Genomic DNA, 21,975 nt, shown 5'->3' with positions numbered 1-21,975 from the left:
GGTGAGGACCCTGCTGAGCCATCACGTCAGGTGCAGGTCTGTGACACAGGTGGCACCATCGTCGGCGGTGGAAAACTCCGCGGTGCCGGTACGCCCCTGGTAGCTGACCTCAATCAGGCCGGTGGCATCATCGGGAAGCCAGAAGCCAATAAACCCGTTGTCGAAGGTGGTTGTCGCCTCGTCCACCAGCACCTCACCGGTCGCCTCATCGGTGATCGTGATCTGGATATCCTCATTGTCGAGTTCCCCCAGGCAGGTCGTGAGGCTGTGGTAGAAGCAGTCGTGGGTGGAGGTGAGATAGGGCGCGATCGAGACATACGTCTGATTGTCGGGAAGATCGACCACGACTTCCTGGTCATCGCTCGAGAGCAGCAGTTCATCGGCACGCACTGAAGCGATCAGATCCGTGGGACGCTCAGTGACCTTCTGCCGGTCGAGGTGATCAATGATCTCCACCGCGTCCATGGCGGCCAGGCCATGGGTAGTCAGGAATGTATCCCGGGACACCGTCCCGTCGGCGGTGGGTTCCGGGTCGGCGGCCGAACACCCCGTGAGGGCGAGGGCAAGGGCGGCGGCTGCGATCGCTGCTCGTTTCACGTCAATCTCCTTGGATCGTGGTAAGACCGTGAGAAGACACCGCCTCAAGGTCGATGTCATACCTTTATCTAGCACGGGTGCCTGACGGACTAGAAATCAAAAGCCCTGCTCACAGCCTTATAACAGGGCGAAAAGGGGGTGGATTCGGTGGGCTGGGTCACCACCGGGACACCACCCCACAGCCGTGGGCGATGTCCTTCTACCCGCCCCGGGTATGCGGTGCAGGCAGTGAAATCCCTGGTGGCGCCTGCTGAACCGACCAGGGGAGGCGATGCCGCCGGCCCGGGGTGGGGCACAAGGGTGACGGCAGTCGAAGGGTGATGTTTGAAGATTTGATGAAGATTGCCCCGCCGGGCACTGAGCGAGGGTGGTATTCCCCCCTGACCGGAGCAATACTGGGGCCTATGGCTGACCGCACACCGACCACCGCCACGCCCCCGGGGCGGGTGCTGGTCGTCGATGATGAACAACCCCTGGCTCAGATGGTGGCCTCCTACCTCATCAGGGCCGGCTTCGATACCCGCCAGGCTCACACCGGCACCCAGGCCGTGGACGAGGCTCGTCGCTTTTCCCCTGATGTTGTGGTGCTGGATCTGGGGCTGCCCGAACTCGACGGCCTGGAGGTGTGCCGACGGATCCGCACCTTCTCGGACTGCTACATCCTCATGCTCACCGCACGGGGCAGCGAGGACGATAAGATCAGCGGTTTGACCCTGGGGGCGGATGACTACATCACTAAACCTTTTAGCATCCGGGAACTGGTGACCCGGGTGCATGCGGTGCTGCGCCGCCCGCGCACCAGCACCACCCCACCGCAGGTGACTACCCCCTTGATCGTTGGTGACCTCATCCTTGACCCCGTCGCCCATGAGGTACGGGTGGGGAAGACGACCGTGGAGCTCACCCGCACGGAGTTCGAGCTGCTGGTTGCCCTGGGCCTGCGCCCTGGCCAGGTGCTGACCCGCCACGACCTGGTCACCGAGGTCTGGGACACCACCTGGGTCGGTGATGAACGCATCGTCGATGTCCACATCGGCAACTTGCGTCGCAAGCTCGGCACCGACACCCAGGGCCGGGGGTTTATCGACACCGTGCGTGGCGTGGGCTACCGGGTGGGGCAGCCATGAATCACGGACCCGGCCTGACCTTCCGCTTCCTGGCCGCCCAGGTGTTGGTCGTGGTGATAAGCCTGCTGGTGGCCGCGGCCGTGGCCACGATGGTGGGCCCGACCCTGTTCCATGATCATATGTTGATGACCGGCCGGGAGGACCCCTCGCTGGAGCTGTTCCATGCCGAGCAGGCCTACCGGGGCGCTAACCTGATCACCCTGGCCGTCGCCCTGCCCACCGCCTTGATCAGCGCCCTGCTGGCCAGCCTGTGGTTATCGCGTCGTCTGCGCACCCCCCTGCAGGATCTCACCCGCGCCGCTACCAGCCTGACGGCCGGCAACTCCCGTATCCGCGTGCCTGCCGGAAAAGCAGGCCCCGAGGTCACCACCCTGGCGCATGCCTTCAACACCATGGCCGACCGGCTGGAACACACCGAACAGGTCCGTCGCCAGATGCTCTCTGATCTGGCCCACGAAATGGGCACCCCCTTATCGGTGCTCACGGTCTACCTCGATGGTCTCCAGGACGGGGTCGTGGACTGGAATAATGCCACCCACACGATCATGGCTGACCAACTCACCCGCCTGACCCGGTTGATGGAAGACATCGACGATGTCTCCCGGGCCCAGGAACACCGGATCGATTTGGACCTGGCGGAGGAAGGGCTCGGGGATCTGCTCCATACCGCCGCTGCTGCCGCGGGGGAAGCTTATGCTGACAAAGGCGTCGATTTACAGATCGAGACCATTACACACACCGCCCGGGCGCTCGTGGACCGGCAACGCTTCGGCCAGGTGATGAGCAATCTCCTTTCGAACGCGCTACGACACACCCCGGCCGGCGGGCAGGTCCGGATCAGCGTCCACCGACAGGGGGCGTCCACCGCACTCATCCACGTCGCCGATGACGGCGAGGGCATCCCGCCTGACCAGCTCAGATACATCTTCGAACGCTTCTACCGGGGGGATGCCGCCCGCAGCCGGGACGACGGCGGGGCCGGTATCGGTCTGACCATCTCCAAGGCATTGATCGAGGCCCACGGCGGCACTCTCACCGCCACCTCCCCCGGACCCGGTCGCGGAGCGGTGTTTGCCCTCCGCCTCCCGCTGTCCCCTCCCGACAGTGAGGAGGCTGCTCGGTGACCACACCCTGCCCCGCATGAGAGCCGCGCCCTCCACCCATTGAAAATATACCCCTGGGGGGTATATGCTAGAGAGTGGCATCGCCGCATCCCACCGACTCGTAGGAGCTTTCCCATGATCACCTCCCCGCCCCGCCTCTTGCCGATGGCCTCCCACGGCTGCAGCTGTTGCGGACCTGCCTCACGTGCCGACACCGCCTCCATCCCTGCCGCCAGCGACTCGTCAGCAGGAGGGTCCTCCCCTAGCTACCAGGTCACCGGCCTGACCTGCGGGCACTGCGCGAAAAGCGTGACCCAGGCCCTTCAGGCCCTCCCCCAGGTCGACGACGTCCAGATTGATCTCGCTACTGGTGGAGTTTCCACCGTCACGGTCACCGGTGTCGTACCTCCGGAGATCGTTCGCCGGGCCATCGAGGAGGCTGGCTACACCGTCTTATCCTGATCAGTTTTACCCATCATCTCGACCCCGACCGGGTTGAGCGAAAGGAACGTCATGAGCACTCCCCACCATTCCGGTGATCACCATGGTGATCACCCCGCTCCGGAAACAGACCACACCCACCACCCAGATCATGCCAGCCACGAACACCACGCAGATGCCGACACCCACGGCCAGGCAATGCCCCACGATCACCCGCATTCCGCCCCGGACGAAGACCACCACGTTCATGGTCACGGCGAACACGCCGGACACAGCACCGCAATGTTTCGGGACCGCTTCTGGTGGTCGCTGATTCTGTCCATTCCCGTCGTTATTTTCAGCCCCATGGTCGCCCACCTGCTTGGCTACCACCTCCCGGCATTCCCCGGATCCACCTGGATCCCCCCGGTGCTGGGCACGATCATCTTCGTCTACGGCGGAACGCCTTTCCTCAAGGGCGCATGGAAAGAACTGAAATCCCGCCAACCCGGGATGATGCTCCTGATCGCCATGGCCATCACCGTGGCGTTTGTCGCCTCCTGGGTCACCACTCTGGGGCTGGGTGGTTTTGACCTGGACTTCTGGTGGGAGCTGGCCCTGCTGGTGACCATCATGCTGCTGGGCCACTGGCTGGAGATGTCCGCTCTCGGAGCCGCGTCCTCCGCGCTTGACGCACTGGCTGCCCTGCTGCCGGATGAAGCCGAGAAAGTCATCGACGGGACCACCCGCACCGTGGCCATCTCCGAGCTGGTCGTCGACGACGTCGTTCTGGTGAGGGCCGGTGCCCGGGTGCCGGCCGACGGAACCATCCTCGACGGAGCCGCCGAATTCGATGAGGCGATGATCACCGGCGAATCCCGTCCCGTCTTCCGCGACACCGGTGACAAGGTGGTCGCCGGTACTGTGGCCACCGACAACACCGTCCGCATCCGGGTGGAGGCTACCGGCGGGGACACCGCCCTGGCTGGGATCCAACGCATGGTTGCCGACGCCCAGGAGTCCTCCTCCCGGGCCCAGGCCCTGGCGGATCGGGCGGCGGCGTTGTTGTTCTGGTTCGCGCTGATCTCCGCTCTGATCACCGCGGTGGTGTGGACCATCATCGGCAGCCCGGACGATGCCGTCGTGCGCACGGTTACGGTGCTGGTCATCGCCTGTCCGCACGCCCTGGGCCTGGCGATTCCGCTGGTCATTGCGATCTCCAGCGAGCGGGCCGCGAAATCCGGGGTGCTCATCAAGGACCGGATGGCGCTCGAGCGGATGCGCACCATCGACGTGGTGCTCTTCGACAAAACCGGCACCCTGACCGAGGGTGCGCACGCGGTCACCGGTGTCGCGGCAGCTGTCGGCGTCACCGAGGACGAGCTACTGGCCCTAGCCGCCGCTGCGGAGGCCGACAGCGAGCACCCCGTGGCCCGCGCCATCGTGGCAGCCGCGGCCGCCCATCCCGAGGCCTCCCGTCGGCAAATCCGTGCAACTGGTTTCAACGCCGCCTCCGGCCGGGGAGTCCGGGCCACTGTCGATGGCGCTGAGATCCTCGTGGGCGGGCCGAACATGCTGCGCGAGTTCAACCTCACCACCCCGGCCGAGCTCACCGACACCACCAGTGCCTGGACCGGGCGTGGGGCCGGTGTGCTCCATATTGTCCGCGACGGTCAGATCATCGGTGCGGTGGCCGTCGAGGACAAGATCCGCCCCGAATCCCGCGCCGCTGTGAGAGCCCTGCAGGAACGCGGGGTGAAGGTCGCGATGATCACCGGCGACGCGCAACAGGTGGCCCAGGCGGTTGGTCAGGACCTAGGCATTGATGAGGTCTTCGCCGAGGTCCTGCCCCAGGACAAAGACACCAAGGTCACGCAGCTGCAGGACCGGGGTTTGAGCGTGGCCATGGTCGGTGACGGTGTCAATGACGCCCCCGCTCTGACCCGCGCGGACGTCGGTATCGCCATTGGTGCCGGCACGGATGTGGCCATGGAATCTGCCGGGGTGGTCCTAGCCAGTGATGACCCGCGGGCAGTGCTGTCGATGATTGAGCTGTCCCAGACCAGCTACCGCAAGATGATCCAGAACCTGATCTGGGCCTCTGGCTACAACATCCTCGCCGTGCCGCTGGCTGCCGGAGTGCTCGCCTCGATCGGGTTCGTGCTGTCCCCGGCCGTGGGCGCGATCTTGATGTCTGCCTCGACCATCGTGGTGGCCCTGAACGCCCAGCTGTTGCGCCGCATTGATCTGGAGCCGGCTCACCTGGCTCCGACCGACGGGAAGGAGGAACACAGTAGGTCGATATCCCCCGTAACCGTTACTGACTGACCTTGTCTCTCGACCCCTAACTCACACCACCTTTGAAAGGAACGCTCATGAAACGCAGCATTACCCTCGCCGCCTTGGTACTGACCTCCACCCTGGCGCTGACCGCCTGCAGTGACGCCACCGACAACTCCGACGATGCCGACACCACCAGCACCACGACGGCAACCGCAGAGACCAACGAGACCCACCAGGAAGACACCACCACTGCCGACGAAGAGCACGGCGGGCACGACCACCCTGCCGACGGCGGGGCACCGCCGGCAGGCATTGAAGAGGCCGAGGATCCCACGTACCCGGTGGGCACCGAGGTCATCCTCACCGCTGACCACATGCCCGGCATGGACGGGGCCACCGCCACCATTTCCGGGGCGTTTGACACCACGACCTATTCGGTCAGCTACACCCCCGCCGAGGGTAGGGCCCCGGTTACCGACCACCGCTGGGTCGTCCATGAGGAGCTCGTCGATCCGGGTCAGGCCCCCCTGCCCGACGGGGCGAGCGTTGTCCTGGATGCCGAGCACATGTCCGGCATGAAGGGTGCTGAGGCCACCATCGATTACTCCACCGAGGAGACGGTCTACATGGTTGATCTCACCGTCGACGGGATGACGATGACCAACCACAAGTGGGTCACCGAGAGCGAGATCCAACCCGCCGAATAGTCCACCCACCCTGAACCGCGAGACCAGACAAGGCACCCGCTCCAGAGTCGGTCATCAATCGCTGCCGACCATGCCGCAGCACACCAGCCACACACGGAACCTGCACGCCCACAGGGCCCACGCTGAGGTAGACCTTCTGTGTCACTGCTTCTCTTAGTCAGGGAAATATGCCCTGGAATGACCCTGGTGACAGGAGTTCATTCCAGGGCTTTGGGTGCTGTTGCAAAGTTGGGGCAGTAGGAAGGGCGACGTGAACTAATCACAGCCATGGGTATTTTCTCGGGTCGTCATTTCCCCCGTGACATTATTCTGTGGGCAGTGGGTGGTACTGCCGCTACGGGGTGAGCTACCGCGCTCTGGAGGAAATGATGACCGAGCGGGGCGTGCCGGTTGATCACACCACGATCTACCGCTGGGTCTAGAAATACGCCCCTGAGCTGGACAAGCAAACACGGTGGTACCGGCAGGTACCTGACTGGCAAGCTAGTTCCTGGCGGGTGGATGAGACCTATATCCGGGTCGGCGGCAGGTGGTGCTAGCTCTATCGGGCGATCACCGCCGGTGGCCAGACCTTGGAGTTTTACCTCTCTTCGAATCGGAACGTGGCCGCAGCGAAGTGTTTCCTGGCCAAGGCCGTCAGATCCAATGCGTCAGCCGGGTATCCCAGAGTGATCAACGCCGATAAAGCACCCTCCCTAGCCAGGGCAATCGCCGAGTTGAAGTCAGAGGGAATCTGCCCGCCAACATTGGAACACCGGCAGGTGAAATACCTCAACAACATCCTGGAAGGCGACCATGGTCGGCTGAAGCGGATTCTCGGGCCGAAAGGCGCGTTTAAGAACCGGATATCTGCATATCGGACGTTGAAAGGGATGGAGGCGATGCACTCATTGCGGAAAGGGCTAGGCGCGATGTTTGCCTACGGGCAACCGAACCCGGACGCGGTGATCGTCAACCGGGTCTTCGAGACGGCCTAACAACGCCCACACGCAGCGGCCGTCAGGGAATGAGAAACTGAGTCTTCGCTGCTCTCCGCCCAACTTTGCAACAGCACCAATCAAAAGGAGTCCAAATTGTGCAGCCACCCGACGATGACGTCTTCGGCCGCACCTTCGTAGTTGCCGACCCTGATGGAAACCTGTTCCGCGTCAGCCCAGTCGTTTAATTCTTAAATTGGGATTCAACAACTAGGAAATCCTCCAACAGCCCAAGGAAAACATCTCAGTTGGAGGATTCCAATTGCCCCGAAGCGGGAGCTAAAGCCAGAACGTCAGATCAAAATAACAAGCAAAATGACTTGTTGACACCATCGAAAACAAGAGTTCGACAGAAGAGAGCGGGAGTTAGGATGTAAATTCCCACACTTGCAATCCTCAACCGCCAAAGTTCAGAAAAACAAAGAAACCGAAGGTCACGAACCCTTTCGAGTTTGTTACCTCCGGTTTCGCAGTTTGTTCAACTGCTCATTGTGTGCTGTTCACATCCCATGGTCACACGGTAATTCTTGTGTACAGCTCCCGAGCAGCACTTATGTAATCTCCCGAGAATAAATTCCGCCTCAACTAGGCCAAAAAGTCGATGAAAGACCGTGCTATAAGTGGCCTCAGCAAGCAAACTTTTTTACTTTTGCCCTCCCGTTGACGGCAGAAGAAACTCGCCCTGCCGAAGCAGGACGAGTGTTAGTACATGCGTGCTAAATAGTTTCCAGACCTTTTAGGTTCGAGGTGGAGCCTTTACCGGGGTACAACCAAGGTCTTCTTCAATCATGCGCAGGCGCTTTTTCATCGAATCCTCCGATGGCCGCCGCCTAGCGTATGAATCCTGAATAGCCCGATTTGTTGCAGCTATCCACAGAGCAATGGTGATATAGAGCATTGGCTCTCGCCGAACGCCGCGCCTCAGGTTATCCATACCTGTGACGTAGTGGGATTTCATAATGGAAAACCGTTGTTCAGTAATGGCACGTGCGGATTCGTAGTAGGCGGTGTGCTCCCACGAGCCTGGCACTAGCCCCCACTGGGCCCGTTTCCACTGCTCAGGCGTGTAGGTTTGAGTAATACTCGAGCTTGAGCAGCACCGGTACCGTGTGGCATCCCAGGACGGTGCAACAGTAGGGGCTCCATTTTCGGCAGAAACCATGGAAGCCGGCTTAAGCGGGCATTTCACCCTGCCTTGGACGGCGGGACAAACCAGATCGATTTTCACCGGAAGATCACCTTCAACTTCTTGTTTACTGGGTCTACCGCGGGTCGCCCGTTTACGATACGGACGCGAATTCGTGCCCATCAGCAGTGGAAATAGGGCTTCCATCTGTGCATCATGCTGTTCGAAACCGTCCGGTTCGTCGAGAAGATCCACAGTACGGCGGGTGATTTTCCCGTCACCTGCCAGGTGACGGGCCATGGGGCAGTAGAAATCGCCTGCGATCTGGACTGGGCCGCTCGACATGTCAGTCGTTCCTGGCGCATCTGAGGCCATGATGGTGCGCCACGAGATTGGATACCGCACAATAGGCGCGTACCCCGCATCGAGTACAACATCAGAAAACTGACGTTTGACGTTGTAGCCCATGTCCACGGTGAGAAAAGGGATCCGACCGCGTTTCGTGCGCTGGTCAAAGCCATTTTCTTGGTGGAAGCGAAGAGCACGCTCCAAGCTCATCACCGACCCGGAGCTTGGTTTGTCGATTGATATGGCGGTGATCACCGACGGTATGCCATAGACCGCCTGGGGTGGCCCGACCCGACTGACTGCAGTCACACCGAGGCCTACACCGCCTTTGGTGATGCGTCGGCTTCCGGCCTCGGCATGCAGGGAGTGGTCCTCGCGATCGCGGATGTAGAAGGCGCCGGAGTATGCTGCACCGCGTTGCTTATCGTCGCGGCTGCCCAGCCCTTGGGATTGACCAGCCAAATCGATGATCGTCTCATCCGCAACCACGTCGCCCTTGTATCCCGACGGGGACGGGTCATCGATAGACCCAGCTACGATGGCATTAACAACTTGGTGGAGGCGCTCACTGGCGACCACTGAGGCCTGCTGCTGCTCCTCGGTCCGCGCAGCCATCGTTTGACGATGAGCTCCGTTTTTGTCTCGGCGGGCACGGATATCCGGTAGAGAATCCAGCGGTTCCAGATATCTGGTCAGCCACATGGCGAATGCGCGGTAGGTTCCTTCCCCACTATATCCGTGCAGGTCAAGACCCAGTCGCTGCTGAGTGTCGCTATCCAGATCCCAGAGGGTACGCCAGATCTCTGCCATGGACGGCGCACGTTGAGTACCAATCAGCGCTAGTCCTATCGTTAAGACGGCAAAGATGGAGTAGCGTGGGCCAGTTGCCGTGCGCCCACCGATTCCTTTTGCCTGCCGTCGATAAAAATCGATGAACGTATGTGCTCCAGATTTGTCGATCACTTGTGCGCATTCCTCCAGGTAGGTGCGCGAAAAGGTCAACTTTTGTTCCTGTAGTGCGATCGTCATACCTCTGCAGCCTCCTTGGTCCGCAGCAGCGCATGCGCGATATCCGCGGACGAATAGTCCGGCAGCGATTCATCCAGGTCGTGCAGAATCCGTAAATCCGCGATGCCAGCGAGCTTAAGCAGCATTGCTGCGGGTATAGCCGGATCTGTGGCCAAATCGACCACCCAACGATTTCGCAATGCGGCCGCATTAAAACGCGGAAAACCCTGCTCATCCAACCTATCTGCAACATGACAAATTGCGTTGCGTGGCATGGTCTGCCCCACACAGGGAAAGACGAACCCACCGCCAGCCTCTTGGGCGCGGGTGAGCAGACGGTGCCCACGAATAGGGCACACGACCGGCACCACCCGACTAACCACGCCCTTTTTGCGTACCGCAACAACGACGACGGTTCTTTCCTGAAGTTCTAGCGCAGTGATATCGGTTCCGCGGAGACGTCGGATTTCTCCTGCCGACAAACCCGCTCCGGTGGTGAGATCCAAAATCACGAGCAGCTGCTGGCGCAAAGAGCCGCTCAGCGAGGGCACGATGGCGTACAGCTCATCTGCCAGTGGCTCGGAAGCTGGCGCGACAGCCTTCCGACGCGGACCGCGTGAGCGGTGCGGCTCTGGAAATTGGTTCGGATACAGTGCCCTACCTGCGGCGTACAGTATAGTGCGATAGGTGCGCTGTGCTCGACGATTGAAAACGTCATCTCTAAAAAGCCATCGATCGACAGCCTCCCTGACCAAGGCTCGCTCCTCATCGACCACACCATATACCAGCCCCTCGTCGTACAGATACCGCGCTAACACGCGGCACGCTTTCGCATCGGCGACCTCATCAAGCTCGCGCGTATGGGCCTGGACCAGCGCGGCCCTCTCGATTGCCTGCGAACGCAACGGGCCTACAGGACGCCGGATCCCCACATCCCGAAGTCGGGCATACCGATCTGCATCAGGGACGGTCCGGCGGGTCAAGCGTCGCACACGCTCAGGTGCTATATCTCCGGCCACCACCGTCAACGTCGCCGTACCACCAGCTCGACCACTCTTGGTTGGTTCGGAGCTTGGTGCTGCTGCTAAGGCCTTAAAACGCCCCATGATCGCACCCCGATTCCACGACGACGGGAGCACTGGAAAATTCGCGATTGCAAAACGCATTTAGGCATGACAAGATTGAGCCATCTCCTTCACATAGGTAGAACGTGTTGAATGGATATACTCACGAAAATTTCGACAAAAATTTTCGTGACCGCAGGGCACGATCTTGCAGGATCGGGCCCTGAATTTGTTTTCGGATTTGTCCGATAAGCAGTCTTAGGTCACAGATGCACCCCCTGCACCCTGACTATCATCACCACGGAAGCGACCTGCTTCGGAAAGCCACTGCGTCATCACATGCGACATGGAGCACCCGCGCTTCGCTGACTCAGTAGAAAGCTTCGCCACGAATGGCGCAGGCAAGCGTAATTCGACGCGCACAATCGCGTCGTCGGGCACTACCCGATGGGCCTTACGGCCAAAATGCGCTGACGGAATTTCCATCAACCCTCCTTCACACAGCTACCGACTCGCGACACGGGTGTGCCACGAGAACACAGACAAACGCCTGCGCCAGCCAGAAAAAATCCTGGTCAGTAGTGACATTAAAGTCACTTCAAATCAGTAACCCTGTGTGGGTTGTGTACCTTCACGTCAAAGCGTGGCCCGTCATGGGCTTTTATAGATTACCGGCTCCAACCGGTACAAAACAAATCATTCAATTACCTGCGCATTTGTCTGAGTTTCCACCACCGATCAACTTCACCCGCGTCATCTTGAGGCAGGTTTGCCATACCGCATGTAGAGTTCTGTGGGCAGAAGCTTCCTCACGTGGCCGACTACCTAGAGGAATCACTCGATGAGCTGTTAGCTTTTACTACCGCACCGAAACCGGTATGGACCAAGACCTGGTCCAATAACCCCACCGAACGGCTCAACCGAGAAATCCGACGTCGCACCGACGTCGTCGGGATCTTCCCACACCGTGAAGCCGTCATCCGGCCGGTCGGGGCCGTCCTTGCGAAACAACACGATGAGTGGATCCAGCAAAAACGCTACATATCGCTAACAAGCCTGACCCAGACCAAGAAGATCATCGCTGCCAACCTCGTCGACGACACTCCCACCGACGACAAGGAGATCGCCGCCTAATGCTTACCCAACCCCGCCCCCGAAACTAACCACATACTCGAAAGCCAGATACACCACTTCCCAGGACTTGACCTAAGGTCTATGCAGGACATCGTTTCTGCGACGCGTCTTCAACTAATGATGTTTGATAGAAACATGACTAAACCACACATCGAAGCCGCCAAAAGAGCCTCTCAAGTGTTGTACAACAGCGTCCTCAACGACCTCGACGAGGACAAGGCAGGTATCGGATGGATGACCGATCAAATCAATTGGAAGCACTCCGCGCTAATCGGCGAGTATCTCCTATCATCAATCAGCGGTGTCGAAACAGCACTGTCCACCAGCGCATTGTGCAATGAAAAATTCAGAGAACTCGAACTCTCTCAGAATATGAAAATTGCCCATGTCCAGAACTCTGACCGTAGCGCGAGGGATCCAATTCCGCCAGAGTTGAGCACGGTCTTTCATTCACCAAACAACGAGCTGCTCCACGTATTTAAAGACCATTCACTCATCTCACTCGCACAAGCACTAGACCGGCTCGCAGCAGTCACAGTCGCAGTCGGCGGGTTCAAAGAAAAACTCCTCCATACCGACTGCGGCAGAATCTTAGATATCGCAGCCAAAGCTCACAAAAACGGGAAATCCGGCAACACACTTCGCCCAGGAATTTTTGCCGACGTCGGAACTGCCGGGAGACAAGAACAAAACAACCTCTTAGGACTATTCCTAGACTGGCAAAGGCATGGTCCAGAAGATTGGCTCCCCTGGCTTAGGCAATATCGCAGCACAATTGTTCACCGCGCCCCATTCGTCAACTGGACCGCTCATACGAAAGGTCCCCATCAAAATCCGGGTGAATCAGTCATTCGACCCTTTTATCTACAACCAGGGTGGGCAGAAAGCGAATCGATGTACCGAACTGCCCGAAAAGGAATCCAAGACCTCCTCCTTATGCAACCAGCTCACACGATCCTGAGCGGATTGACTGAATCTACCGCACAGTATTGTCATTCAGTTCTCCGCTATGCCAATGAGCTTTGGAGTAAACGACGCGCGAACCCCGAACTTATCGTTCAATCCGCCGGAATGTGGCCAGAGCTGGAGTCCTCGAGCAAACTTTCATTCAAGGGATACAGCCCAAATCTCAAGATGGCCGGAAATTTTCTCGCTATCAACCCAGACCGAGTGAAACGACTAAAAGCCACGCAACTCCTAGATCGTCCAGCTGATAAGTGGCGTTCTTAAAGCACTTTGGCAGTCAGGGCATACCAAAACTTCACACGTCCATGTCTTCGGGCGCCGCGCGCAGGTCCTTTTGAATCCGCCACCGGAACTTGCTTAGACGCTTTTTCGTATCCCCCACTGCTTGCAGCGTCGAGCATTAACCGCCGCGTGGTCCGCAAACGCGTTGAGAACATGGTCGCTGTGGCTGCGAACCCAATGGACCCGCACCTCCATGCCCGCTGACCGCGCTTTTTTAATCTCCCGCCAGCAGTAGGCGATGTGCTCGTTACCCAACGAGGATGTGGACTTCCGCCAGGGGTGGAATAAAGCCTCGGTGGAGGATAAGTGACGGCTTGCGCAGCTGATGATGGAGATCCACATCCTTCCCGGAACGGCCGGAAACAAACGATTCGACCCCACGCGAGTCAAAATCGTCTGGAAAAACTAACCCCCGCTGTCCACAATCGTCAATTCGCTAATTGTGAAACAGTCACAATAATGGCACACTATTTCGGACATCCCGTGGCTGTAATTTCAGAGCCAAAAAACCTGCCGAAGCACTCAGTGTACACAATCGAGCCATGTAGTTAATGCCTTAGTGAAGAAAGTTACCCCGTGAACAAACAAGAACTTGCCTCCCTCATCTGGGAGTCGGCCAACAATATGCGCTCCAAGATTGAGGCCAATGAGTACAAGGACTACATCCTCGGCTTCATCTTCTATAAGTTCTTGTCCGACCAAGTAGAGCAGTTCATGCTCAATAACGACGCTGAACCGGAAGACCTGCCAGATACGCTTGTTGAGACCGACACTGACACCGTGGCCCTGGTGCGTAACAACTTGGGCTACTTCCTCACCTACGAGAACCTGTACTCGACGTGGCGAGACTTGGATAACGACTTCTCCATCGCTCACGTGCGTGAGGGTCTGGCTACCTTCAAGCGCAACATCGCCCCGGAGCGCAAGCACGTCTTCGACGGCATCCTTAACACCCTGGACACCAGCCTGTCGAAGTTGGGTACAACCGACGCTGCCCGTACCTCTGCCATCAAGAAGCTACTGGACCTTATCGATGACATCCCCACTGATGGCAAGCAGGGCTATGACGTGCTGGGCTACATCTACGAGTACCTCATCGAGAAGTTCGCGGCCAACGCGGGCAAAAAGGCAGGCGAGTTCTACACCCCGCATGAGGTCTCTCTCATCATGAGCAACATCGTCGCTGACCACCTCAAGGGCCGCGACGAGATTCAGATTTACGACCCGACCTCCGGCTCTGGCTCCCTGCTGCTTAACATCGGCCATGCCGTCGCCAAGCGCATGGGTGACCCAGACCGTATTAAGTACTTCGCCCAGGAGCTGCGCGAGAACACCTACAACCTCACTCGTATGAACCTGGTCATGCGCGGCGTGAAGGCGGACAACATCGTCGCCCGCAACGGTGACAGCTTGGCCCATGACTGGCCGATGTTCGACGAGGCCGACCCGGTGCAGACCTACAAGCCGCTCTATGTGGACGCAGTAGTCTCCAACCCGCCCTACTCCCAAAAGTGGGAACCCGAAGGCAACGAGGCTGACCCGCGCTTCGCACGGTTTGGTCTAGCGCCCAAGACCAAGGCCGACTACGCCTTCATGTTGCATGAGCTGTTCCACGTTAAGCCTGATGGCATCCTCACCGTCGTCCTGCCGCACGGCGTACTGTTCCGTGGTGGCTCGGAGGCCGACATCCGTCGCAATCTCATCGAAGCCAACCACATCGATGCCATTATCGGCCTGCCTTCCAACATCTTCTACGGCACCGGTATCGCGACCGTCATCATGGTGCTCAAGCAAGAACGTGACCGCGATGACGTGCTGTTCATCGATGCCTCCCAGGGCTTCATCAAGCAGGGCAAGTACAACCACCTGCGCGCCCGTGACATCCAACGCATCGTCGATGCCGTTCACAACCGCGTGGACGTGCCGCACTTCGCTAGGGTAGTGACCCGCGACGAGATTCGCGCCAACGACCACAACCTGAACATCCCACGCTACGTCTCTGCCACCCTGCCGCCTGAGTCTGTAGACCTGTACGCCACTATGCACGGCGGCATTCCCACCAGCGAAATTGACACCCTGGAGCACTACTGGACCGCCCTGCCGGGGCTGCGGGAGGCACTGTTCACCGAGAAGACAGAAGGCTACGCGGAGCTGAAAACGACCAACCTACGCGAGACGATCGACCAGCACCCTGCAGCCCAGGCACTTCGTGACCAGGTTGGCGCTGTACTATCCGACCTGCCGGAGAAACTGCACGCGCTGCTGGTGGATGGCGCAGCTACCGTGCCTATTACTACCACCGAGGACCAGCTCAAGGCCAACCTGTTCGACCGCCTCGATCGCGTGCCATTGGTCGATGCCTACGAGGGCTACCAGGTACTACATGACAGCTGGGTCAAAACCGCCGGTGACCTGGAGATCATCCAGACCGAAGGCCTCGATGCCGTGCGGGTCAATGACCCCGTGATGGAGTGGAAGACCAAAGAAAAGAAGAAGGTCTATGTCCAGGTCGGATGGGACGGGCGCGTTGCTCCCAACGAGTTGGTGCAGACCTTCTACCTGCCGCAGCAGAAGGACCAGGTAACGCAGCTAAGTCGCGACGTGGACACAGCTGTATCTGAGCTGACGCAGCTCGTCGAGGACTTAAGCGAAGACGACAAGACCGATCTGGCCGAGGTACTTAACGACAAACAGGATGCCTTCAAGAAGACCGAGCTAAACAAGGCCATCAAGGACCTGCCGAAGCTGGCCAAGGGCGAGACCTGGCCGGAGGGCAGCACCGAGGCTGCCATGCTCAGCGCCAAGGCGCTCATCGCCCAGCGGGACCAACTCAAGAAGAACCTCAAGACTGCGCAAGAGCAGCTGGAGAAAGACACCTACGCGACCATCGAAGCGCTTACCGACGTGCAGGTGGATGAGGTGCTCACCGCCAAGTGGATTACTGCACTTATGGGTGACCTGCGCGAAATCCCTGGTCATGTGCTCGCTGGTCTTTCAGCCCGCGTACAGGCGCTGCACGACAAGTACGCCGTCGCGCTGACCGACCTCGACGTGCAGGTTCGCGAGACGGAGCAAGAGCTGGCAGGCCTACTGAGCGGGCTTACCGGCAACGCCGCCGACATGCAGGCCCTGGCTGCACTCCAGGAGCTGCTGGGCGGTGGTCGCGATGCGTAGCCGCAACGTGCCCGCACTGCGCCTGGAGGGGTTCGACGGTGCGTGGAAGACGACCAGTATTGGTGCAGTCTCAGCTCTCCACAACGGTCGTGACTACAAGCATCTGGGGGAAGGTTGTATTCCCGTCTACGGGACCGGTGGCTACATGGTGTCAGTGGACCAAGCTCTTTCTCACGATGAGGACGGACCTGACCCCTGTTTGGTGGACACCTGATATCCAGCCCAGTCGGGCTGGAAGAAAGGTAATCTACCACCATGTCCAGGTACTCCGAACAGTTCAAACGCGATGCCGTGGCCCTCTACGAAAACAATGAGGACCTCTCACTGAACTCAGCATCAGCAGAGCTCGGTATCAACCGTGCCTCGCTGCATTCTTGGATCAAGAAGTACGGCACCGGCAAACGTGCCCGCACAAAAAGCATGCGCGACAAGGTCCAAGCAGCGAATGATTCCGAACGGATCCGCCAGTTAGAAAAAGAGAACGCAAAGCTGCGCGAAGAACGTGACATCCTGCGCAAGGCCGCGAAATATTTTGCCGAAGAGACTCACTGGTGATCCGCTTCCAGTTTGTCTATGACCACCGAACCGAATTCTCGGTTAAGCGGATGTGCCAGGTGTTAAAGCTCAATCGCTCCTCGTTCTACAAATGGGTGCAAACCCGCGAAGAACGCAGGTTAAAGACGTGTTCGGATGCTCTTATTGGTGCAAGAATCAAGACCATCTTCGATGATGAATACGGGCTTTATGGTGCTAAACGCATCGCTGCAAGCCTTAAAGCCGATACGAGCTTTGGCCCGATAAATCACAAGAAAGTCGCACGAATCATGAAATCCATGGGACTTAAAGGCTTTACCAAACGCCGCCGATGCGTCACTACCAGGCGTAAGCCTGGTCACCGCGTCATGCCAGATCTAGTAGGCCGCAGATTCACAGCTGACAGGCCAAACCACGTCTATGTAGGCGACATTACGTACCTGCCGTGTAAGGGCGGCAAGAACATGTACCTGGCCACGGTCATCGACGTCTACTCGCGCAAACTTGTCGGACATGCACTCGCCGATCACATGCGGGTATCACTGGTTATCGAAGCTTTGTCCCATGCCAGGAAAGTCCGCGGAAGCCTTAAAGGGGCAATTTTCCATTCTGATCACGGCAGCGTGTACACCTCACAAGCCTTTAGGAACTATTGCTCGTCGTTGGGTGTGCGCCAGTCTATGGGAGCGGTAGGAACGAGTGCTGATAACGCCCTAGCAGAATCGTTTAACGCCACGCTCAAGCGGGAAATCTTGCGTGACAGGAAAGTCTTTGACAATCCGATCTCCTGCCGCCAAGAAGTCTTCCGGTGGTGCATGCGCTACAACACACGCCGACGGCACTCCTGGTGCAATCTTTCAGCTCCTGACGTCTTTGAAGCCGAGAATTCAGCTACACTGACTAGAGCAGCATAGCTAACCCCCGACGTGTCCACTTTCCGGGGGTCAGGCCCGACGCCGTAGGCATCGGTCGAAAGGGCACCATCAGCAAGCCATACATCCTGAAAGCTCCCTTCTGGACTGTTGACACGTTGTTCTACGTTGTTCCGAACCAAGAGACTGACCTAGCGTTCTTCTACGCATCAGTATTGCAAGTCGATTGGATGGCGAAGAATACTGCAACCGGGTTACCTAGTCTGACTAGCCAGACCATCAACAGCGCAGATATCTCCATTCCGCACACTCTCGAAGAACAGCAGGCCATCGGCGCTATCTTCACCAACCTCGACGATGCCATCAACCAGCACACCAAGAAGCACCAAGCTCTGCAGCAGGCCAAGACTGCGCTCATGCAGCGGATGTTCCCGCAGGAGGGCCAGACGGTGCCGGAGCTGCGGCTGGATGGCTTCGACGGTGAGTGGAAAGAAAGCTCGTTGAATGATCACGTTGAATATTTCAGTGGGCTGACCTATTCACCAGGCGATGTTGTGAAGAATGGGGGCACTCTGGTACTTCGGTCAAGCAATGTGAAAGACGCTACGCTTGCCTTTGATGATTGTGTGTATGTCCGCTCCGGCGTCGTGAACGTACAAAATGTCAAGCCAAACGACATTATTATGGTCGTCCGAAACGGCTCCCGCGCTCTTATCGGAAAGCATGCGTTGGTGAGGAGGGAACTTCCGCCGACGGTCATCGGTGCATTCATGACTGGTATTCGAAGCAAACAGCCTCATTTCATGAGCGCCCTATTCGATACTGAACTCTTCGAGTCTCAAGTTGCGAAATCAATGGGTGCCACCATCAACCAAATTACGGGCGGGATGTTTGCGAAGATGCATTTTTTGTTCCCACCAACCCTCGAAGAACAGCAGGCCATCGGTGCGGTGTTTACACGGCTGGACACGCTCATTGCTACCGAGGCCAAGTACATCGAGTCCCTTAAGCAGGCCAAGGCGGCGCTGCTGCAACGGATGTTCATCTAAGGAGCAGTTATGACCACACCATTTCGTTCTGAGGCTGAATTCGAGGCTGCGCTCATCGACCTGCTCACCCGCCACGGCTGGAGCAAGGAACTGCTGCGTTTCCCGACAGAGCAGCAGCTCATCGACAACTGGGCGGACATTCTTTACGCCAACAACCGGGGCCGTGACCTGCTAGGCGACGTGCCGCTCACCGAAGGCGAGATGGCGCAAATCATCGAGCAGGTCAACAACCTGCGCACCCCGCTGGCGCTCAACGAGTTCATCAACGATCGCACCGTGACCATTACCCGAGATGCACCGCAGGCGGCAAACTTCGGCTCTGAGATCAGCCTGAAAATCTACGACCGCCTAGAGATTGCCGGTGGCCAGTCGCGCTACCAGATTGCCGTCCAGCCGCGCTTCCAGACCGCCAATGAGCTGCTGCCCACCCGACGTGGCGACTTGATGCTGCTCATCAACGGTATGCCGGTCTTCCACATCGAGCTGAAGCGCTCCGGTGCGCCGGTCTCCCAAGGTGCGAACCAGATAACCAAATACGCCCATGAGGGCGTCTACCAGGGAATCTTCTCCCTGGTGCAAATCTTCGTCGCCATGACCCCAGAAGAGACGATTTACTTCGCCAACCCGGGGGCAGGCAAATTCAACCCGGACTACTTCTTCCACTGGGCAGACTTCAACAACGAGCCGATCAACCAATGGGACGACGTGGCACGTGCGCTGCTGTCCATTCCGATGGCGCACCAGCTCATCGGCTTCTACACCGTCGCAGACCGTGCCTCTGGCAACTTGCTGGCGATGCGTTCCTACCAGTACTATGCGGCCTCGCGTATCGCTGACCGTGTGGACCGTCACGACTGGGACAGTGGCGACCAGTTGGGCGGCTACATCTGGCACACCACCGGCTCCGGCAAGACGATTACCAGCTTCAAGACCGCTCAGCTCATCGCTGACTCCCACAACGCCGACAAGGTGGTGTTCCTGCTTGACCGTGTTGAGCTGGGCACGCAGTCGCTGGAGAACTACGTCAGCTACGGTGGCGACAGCATCGCGGTGGAGGACACCTCCAGTGCTGCCAACCTGGCAACGCTGCTCAAGGACAAGCGCTCCACTCTCATCGTGACCTCACTGCACAAGATGAGCCGCGTCAATCCTGAGACGATGAAGACAGCTGACCTGGACCTCATCCGTTCCAAGCGCGTGGTCTTCATCGTCGATGAGGCGCACCGCACCACCTTCGGTGACATGCTCGCCTCCGTCAAGCACACCCTGCCGAACGCGCTGTTCTTCGGCTTTACCGGCACGCCCATCCATGACGAAAACCAGAAGAAGCATTCCACCACGGCCACACTGTTCGGCAATGAGCTACACCGCTACTCAATTGCCGACGGCATCCGCGATAAAAACGTGTTGAGCTTCGACCCTGAAATGGTGGAGACTTTCAGGACGCATGACGTGCGCACCGTGGTCGCCCTCCAGGCGGCCAAGGCCAAGACCGTAGAGGAAGCGCTGACAGACCCGCAGAAGGCGGCAGTCTACAGCAAGTTCATGGACAAGAAGCAGATCCCTATGGCCTCTATCTATGAGCTGGAAAAAGACGATAAGGGCAACAGCACCTATAAGCGTGTGACCAAGGGCATCGAGGACTACCTGCCAACGACCCAGTATGAGAAGGCAAACCACCGCGAGGCTGTCGCCAGCGACATCAACGAGCATTGGATGCAGCTCAGCCGCAACAGCATGTTCCATGCCATCCTAGCGACTTCCAGCATTCCCGAGGCCGTGGAGTACTACCGCATCTTCAAGAAGCAGTACCCTCACATCAAGGTCACAGCACTGTTTGACCCCAACATCGACAACACCGGGGACAATCAACTGCTCAAGGAAGACGGCCTGCTGGAGATTCTCCGCGACTACAACAACACCTACGGCCAGCACTTCACCATGCCGACCCATGATGAGTTCAAAAAGGACGTCTCCAAGCGCCTAGCCCACAAGAAGCCTTACAACACCAAGGCCTTCCTCGACGACCGCAGCCAACACATCGACCTGCTCATCGTGGTGGACCAGATGCTCACCGGCTTCGACTCCAAGTGGCTCAACACCCTCTATCTGGATAAGGTGATCGAGTACGAGTCCATCATCCAGGCTTTTTCGCGCACCAACCGCATCTTCGGCCCGGAAAAGCCCTTCGGGTCCATCCGTTACTACCGCAGGCCGCACACTATGCGGGACAACATCGACCGGGCGGTAAAGCTCTACTCCGGCGACCGACCCCTCGGCCTGTTCGTGGACCACCTCGATGACCACCTCACATCCATCAACGAGTGCTTCGCTACCATCGAGGCGCTGTTTACCGACCCGAAGACCGGCCAGCCGGACTTCTCGCAGCTACCCGACCTTGAGGCAGACCAAGGCGAGTTCGCCAAGACCTTCAACCGCATGTACCGGGAACTTCAGGCCGCGCAGGTGCAGGGCTTCACCTCGGACAAGGACACCTACTACTTCGATGCCCTGACGGAGCCTATCGTGGTGGAACTTACCGAGGACACCTACACCACGCTGGTGACCCGTTACAAGGAGCTCGGCAAGGCAGGCGACGACTCAGAGCAGTCGCCTGAGGATGCACCCTTCGACATTGACGTGCACATCAAGCACATCGACACCGACCGCATTGATGCCGAGTACCTCAACAGCAAGTTCAAGAAGTACCTCAAGGCCCTCCAGGACGGCGTGCCGCAGGATGTGCTCGATGACCTGCTGGAACAGCTGCATGCCAGCTTCGCCCGCCTGAGTCAGGATGACCAGCGCTACGCTAACCGTTGGCTGCACGACCTCCAAGCAGGTGACGTGACCCTGCAACCAGGCAAGACAGTGCACGACTACATCAACGAGTACCGCATCACCGAGCGCGACCGACAGCTGGTACGACTGCATGAATGTCTAGGGCTGGACATGGCGCAGCTGCGACGGATACTCGACGCCCGGGTCACGGCGGCAACCATCAACGAGTATGGGCGTTTCGATGACTTAAAGGCATCAATTGACCTTGGCCTGGCGGCGGCGTACTTCACGGAAGACACCGGAGCAAGGGTGTCGAAGTTCAAGGTCCGTGCTCTGCTGGACAAGCTGCTACGCACCTACGTCATCGACGGCGCGTTGCCTGCTGACCTCAGCGTGACCGAGGAAGAACTGACAGGTGAGTAG

The 21,975-nt window shown here is 58.7% G+C and carries 14 protein-coding genes and 2 pseudogenes; 13 read left to right on the top strand and 3 right to left on the bottom strand.

Annotated elements, in window-relative coordinates; translation table 11 throughout:
- Window positions 1–21: 21 nt before the first annotated feature.
- Window positions 22–597: a CueP family metal-binding protein gene (locus HMPREF1261_RS02640; RefSeq protein ID WP_023016447.1), complete on the bottom strand. Its 576-nt coding sequence runs from the start codon at window positions 595–597 to the stop codon at window positions 22–24.
- 404 nt (window positions 598–1,001) lie between these two features.
- Here HMPREF1261_RS02640 and HMPREF1261_RS02635 point away from each other — a divergent pair, with 404 nt between their 5' ends.
- The 7 genes and pseudogenes from HMPREF1261_RS02635 to HMPREF1261_RS12685 all read left to right on the top strand — a co-directional run bounded on the left by HMPREF1261_RS02635 (window position 1,002) and on the right by HMPREF1261_RS12685 (window position 7,402).
- Window positions 1,002–1,724: a response regulator transcription factor gene (locus HMPREF1261_RS02635; protein ID WP_023029874.1), complete on the top strand. Its 723-nt coding sequence runs from the start codon at window positions 1,002–1,004 to the stop codon at window positions 1,722–1,724.
- On the top strand, window positions 1,721–2,848 hold the full coding sequence (locus HMPREF1261_RS02630; protein ID WP_023029873.1) for a cell wall metabolism sensor histidine kinase WalK: 1,128 nt from the start codon (window positions 1,721–1,723) through the stop codon (window positions 2,846–2,848). The genes HMPREF1261_RS02635 and HMPREF1261_RS02630 overlap by 4 nt, the downstream gene beginning before the upstream one ends.
- 114 nt (window positions 2,849–2,962) lie before the next feature.
- Complete coding sequence (locus HMPREF1261_RS02625) at window positions 2,963–3,289, top strand: heavy-metal-associated domain-containing protein (RefSeq protein ID WP_023029872.1); 327 nt, start codon at window positions 2,963–2,965, stop codon at window positions 3,287–3,289.
- A gap of 51 nt (window positions 3,290–3,340) precedes the next feature.
- The gene (locus HMPREF1261_RS02620) at window positions 3,341–5,575 is read left to right on the top strand and encodes a copper-translocating P-type ATPase (protein WP_023029871.1); all 2,235 of its coding nucleotides are present in this window, start codon (window positions 3,341–3,343) and stop codon (window positions 5,573–5,575) included.
- Window positions 5,576–5,622: 47 nt separating this feature from the next.
- The gene (locus tag HMPREF1261_RS02615; RefSeq protein WP_023029870.1) at window positions 5,623–6,237 is read left to right on the top strand and encodes a YdhK family protein; all 615 of its coding nucleotides are present in this window, start codon (window positions 5,623–5,625) and stop codon (window positions 6,235–6,237) included.
- Window positions 6,238–6,504: 267 nt separating this feature from the next.
- Window positions 6,505–7,214, top strand: a pseudogene (locus tag HMPREF1261_RS12300) (IS6 family transposase).
- A 65-nt stretch (window positions 7,215–7,279) separates the two neighbouring features.
- Complete coding sequence (locus HMPREF1261_RS12685) at window positions 7,280–7,402, top strand: VOC family protein (protein ID WP_005276107.1); 123 nt, start codon at window positions 7,280–7,282, stop codon at window positions 7,400–7,402.
- 548 nt (window positions 7,403–7,950) lie between these two features.
- On the opposite strand, the gene HMPREF1261_RS02605 is transcribed toward HMPREF1261_RS12685, so the two are convergent.
- Both HMPREF1261_RS02605 and HMPREF1261_RS02600 read right to left on the bottom strand, forming a co-directional pair.
- Window positions 7,951–9,717, bottom strand: a complete 1,767-nt coding sequence (locus tag HMPREF1261_RS02605) for a hypothetical protein (RefSeq protein WP_023029869.1) — start codon at window positions 9,715–9,717, stop codon at window positions 7,951–7,953.
- A complete protein-coding gene (locus HMPREF1261_RS02600) occupies window positions 9,714–10,601 on the bottom strand; it encodes a hypothetical protein (RefSeq protein WP_232207972.1) in 888 nt (295 codons plus the stop codon). Before HMPREF1261_RS02600 ends, HMPREF1261_RS02605 begins: the two co-directional genes overlap by 4 nt.
- A gap of 960 nt (window positions 10,602–11,561) precedes the next feature.
- Here HMPREF1261_RS02600 and HMPREF1261_RS02595 point away from each other — a divergent pair.
- The 6 genes and pseudogenes from HMPREF1261_RS02595 to HMPREF1261_RS02560 form a co-directional block, all read left to right on the top strand.
- Window positions 11,562–11,894 (top strand): annotated as a pseudogene (locus tag HMPREF1261_RS02595) (transposase); the annotation flags it as partial.
- An 81-nt stretch (window positions 11,895–11,975) separates the two neighbouring features.
- Window positions 11,976–13,124: a hypothetical protein gene (locus tag HMPREF1261_RS02590; protein ID WP_018121658.1), complete on the top strand. Its 1,149-nt coding sequence runs from the start codon at window positions 11,976–11,978 to the stop codon at window positions 13,122–13,124.
- 594 nt (window positions 13,125–13,718) lie between these two features.
- Window positions 13,719–16,316, top strand: a complete 2,598-nt coding sequence (locus HMPREF1261_RS02585) for a type I restriction-modification system subunit M (protein ID WP_023029868.1) — start codon at window positions 13,719–13,721, stop codon at window positions 16,314–16,316.
- A 255-nt stretch (window positions 16,317–16,571) separates the two neighbouring features.
- A protein-coding gene (locus HMPREF1261_RS02570; RefSeq protein ID WP_100067808.1) for an IS3 family transposase occupies window positions 16,572–17,764 on the top strand; the annotation gives its coding sequence in 2 pieces (ribosomal slippage) (window positions 16,572–16,851 and window positions 16,851–17,764; 1,194 coding nt in all).
- On the top strand, window positions 17,761–18,771 hold the full coding sequence (locus HMPREF1261_RS02565) for a restriction endonuclease subunit S (RefSeq protein ID WP_369707753.1): 1,011 nt from the start codon (window positions 17,761–17,763) through the stop codon (window positions 18,769–18,771). The genes HMPREF1261_RS02570 and HMPREF1261_RS02565 overlap by 4 nt, the downstream gene beginning before the upstream one ends.
- Before the next feature lie 9 nt (window positions 18,772–18,780).
- Window positions 18,781–21,975 (top strand): type I restriction endonuclease subunit R, encoded by a 3,195-nt coding sequence (locus tag HMPREF1261_RS02560; RefSeq protein ID WP_023029865.1) that lies wholly within the window; start codon window positions 18,781–18,783, stop codon window positions 21,973–21,975.

The sequence above is a fragment of the Corynebacterium sp. KPL1818 genome (assembly GCF_000478135.1).
In the GTDB taxonomy this organism is placed as follows: Bacteria; Actinomycetota; Actinomycetes; order Mycobacteriales; family Mycobacteriaceae; genus Corynebacterium; species Corynebacterium accolens.
Note: the sequence above shows the minus strand (reverse complement) of the source record. Positions and strands in the feature narration are given on the sequence as shown.

Excerpts from the sequence above, each read along its gene's own strand:
- HMPREF1261_RS02560 (WP_023029865.1), top strand. The coding sequence starts at position 18,781 with ATGACCACACCATTTCGTTCTGAGGCTGAATTCGAGGCTGCGCTCATC.
- HMPREF1261_RS02620 (WP_023029871.1), top strand. The coding sequence starts at position 3,341 with ATGAGCACTCCCCACCATTCCGGTGATCACCATGGTGATCACCCCGCT.
- HMPREF1261_RS02615 (WP_023029870.1), top strand. The coding sequence starts at position 5,623 with ATGAAACGCAGCATTACCCTCGCCGCCTTGGTACTGACCTCCACCCTG.
- HMPREF1261_RS02590 (WP_018121658.1), top strand. The coding sequence starts at position 11,976 with ATGCAGGACATCGTTTCTGCGACGCGTCTTCAACTAATGATGTTTGAT.
- HMPREF1261_RS02605 (WP_023029869.1), bottom strand. The coding sequence starts at position 9,717 with ATGACGATCGCACTACAGGAACAAAAGTTGACCTTTTCGCGCACCTAC.
- HMPREF1261_RS02625 (WP_023029872.1), top strand. The coding sequence starts at position 2,963 with ATGATCACCTCCCCGCCCCGCCTCTTGCCGATGGCCTCCCACGGCTGC.
- HMPREF1261_RS02630 (WP_023029873.1), top strand. The coding sequence starts at position 1,721 with ATGAATCACGGACCCGGCCTGACCTTCCGCTTCCTGGCCGCCCAGGTG.
- HMPREF1261_RS02635 (WP_023029874.1), top strand. The coding sequence starts at position 1,002 with ATGGCTGACCGCACACCGACCACCGCCACGCCCCCGGGGCGGGTGCTG.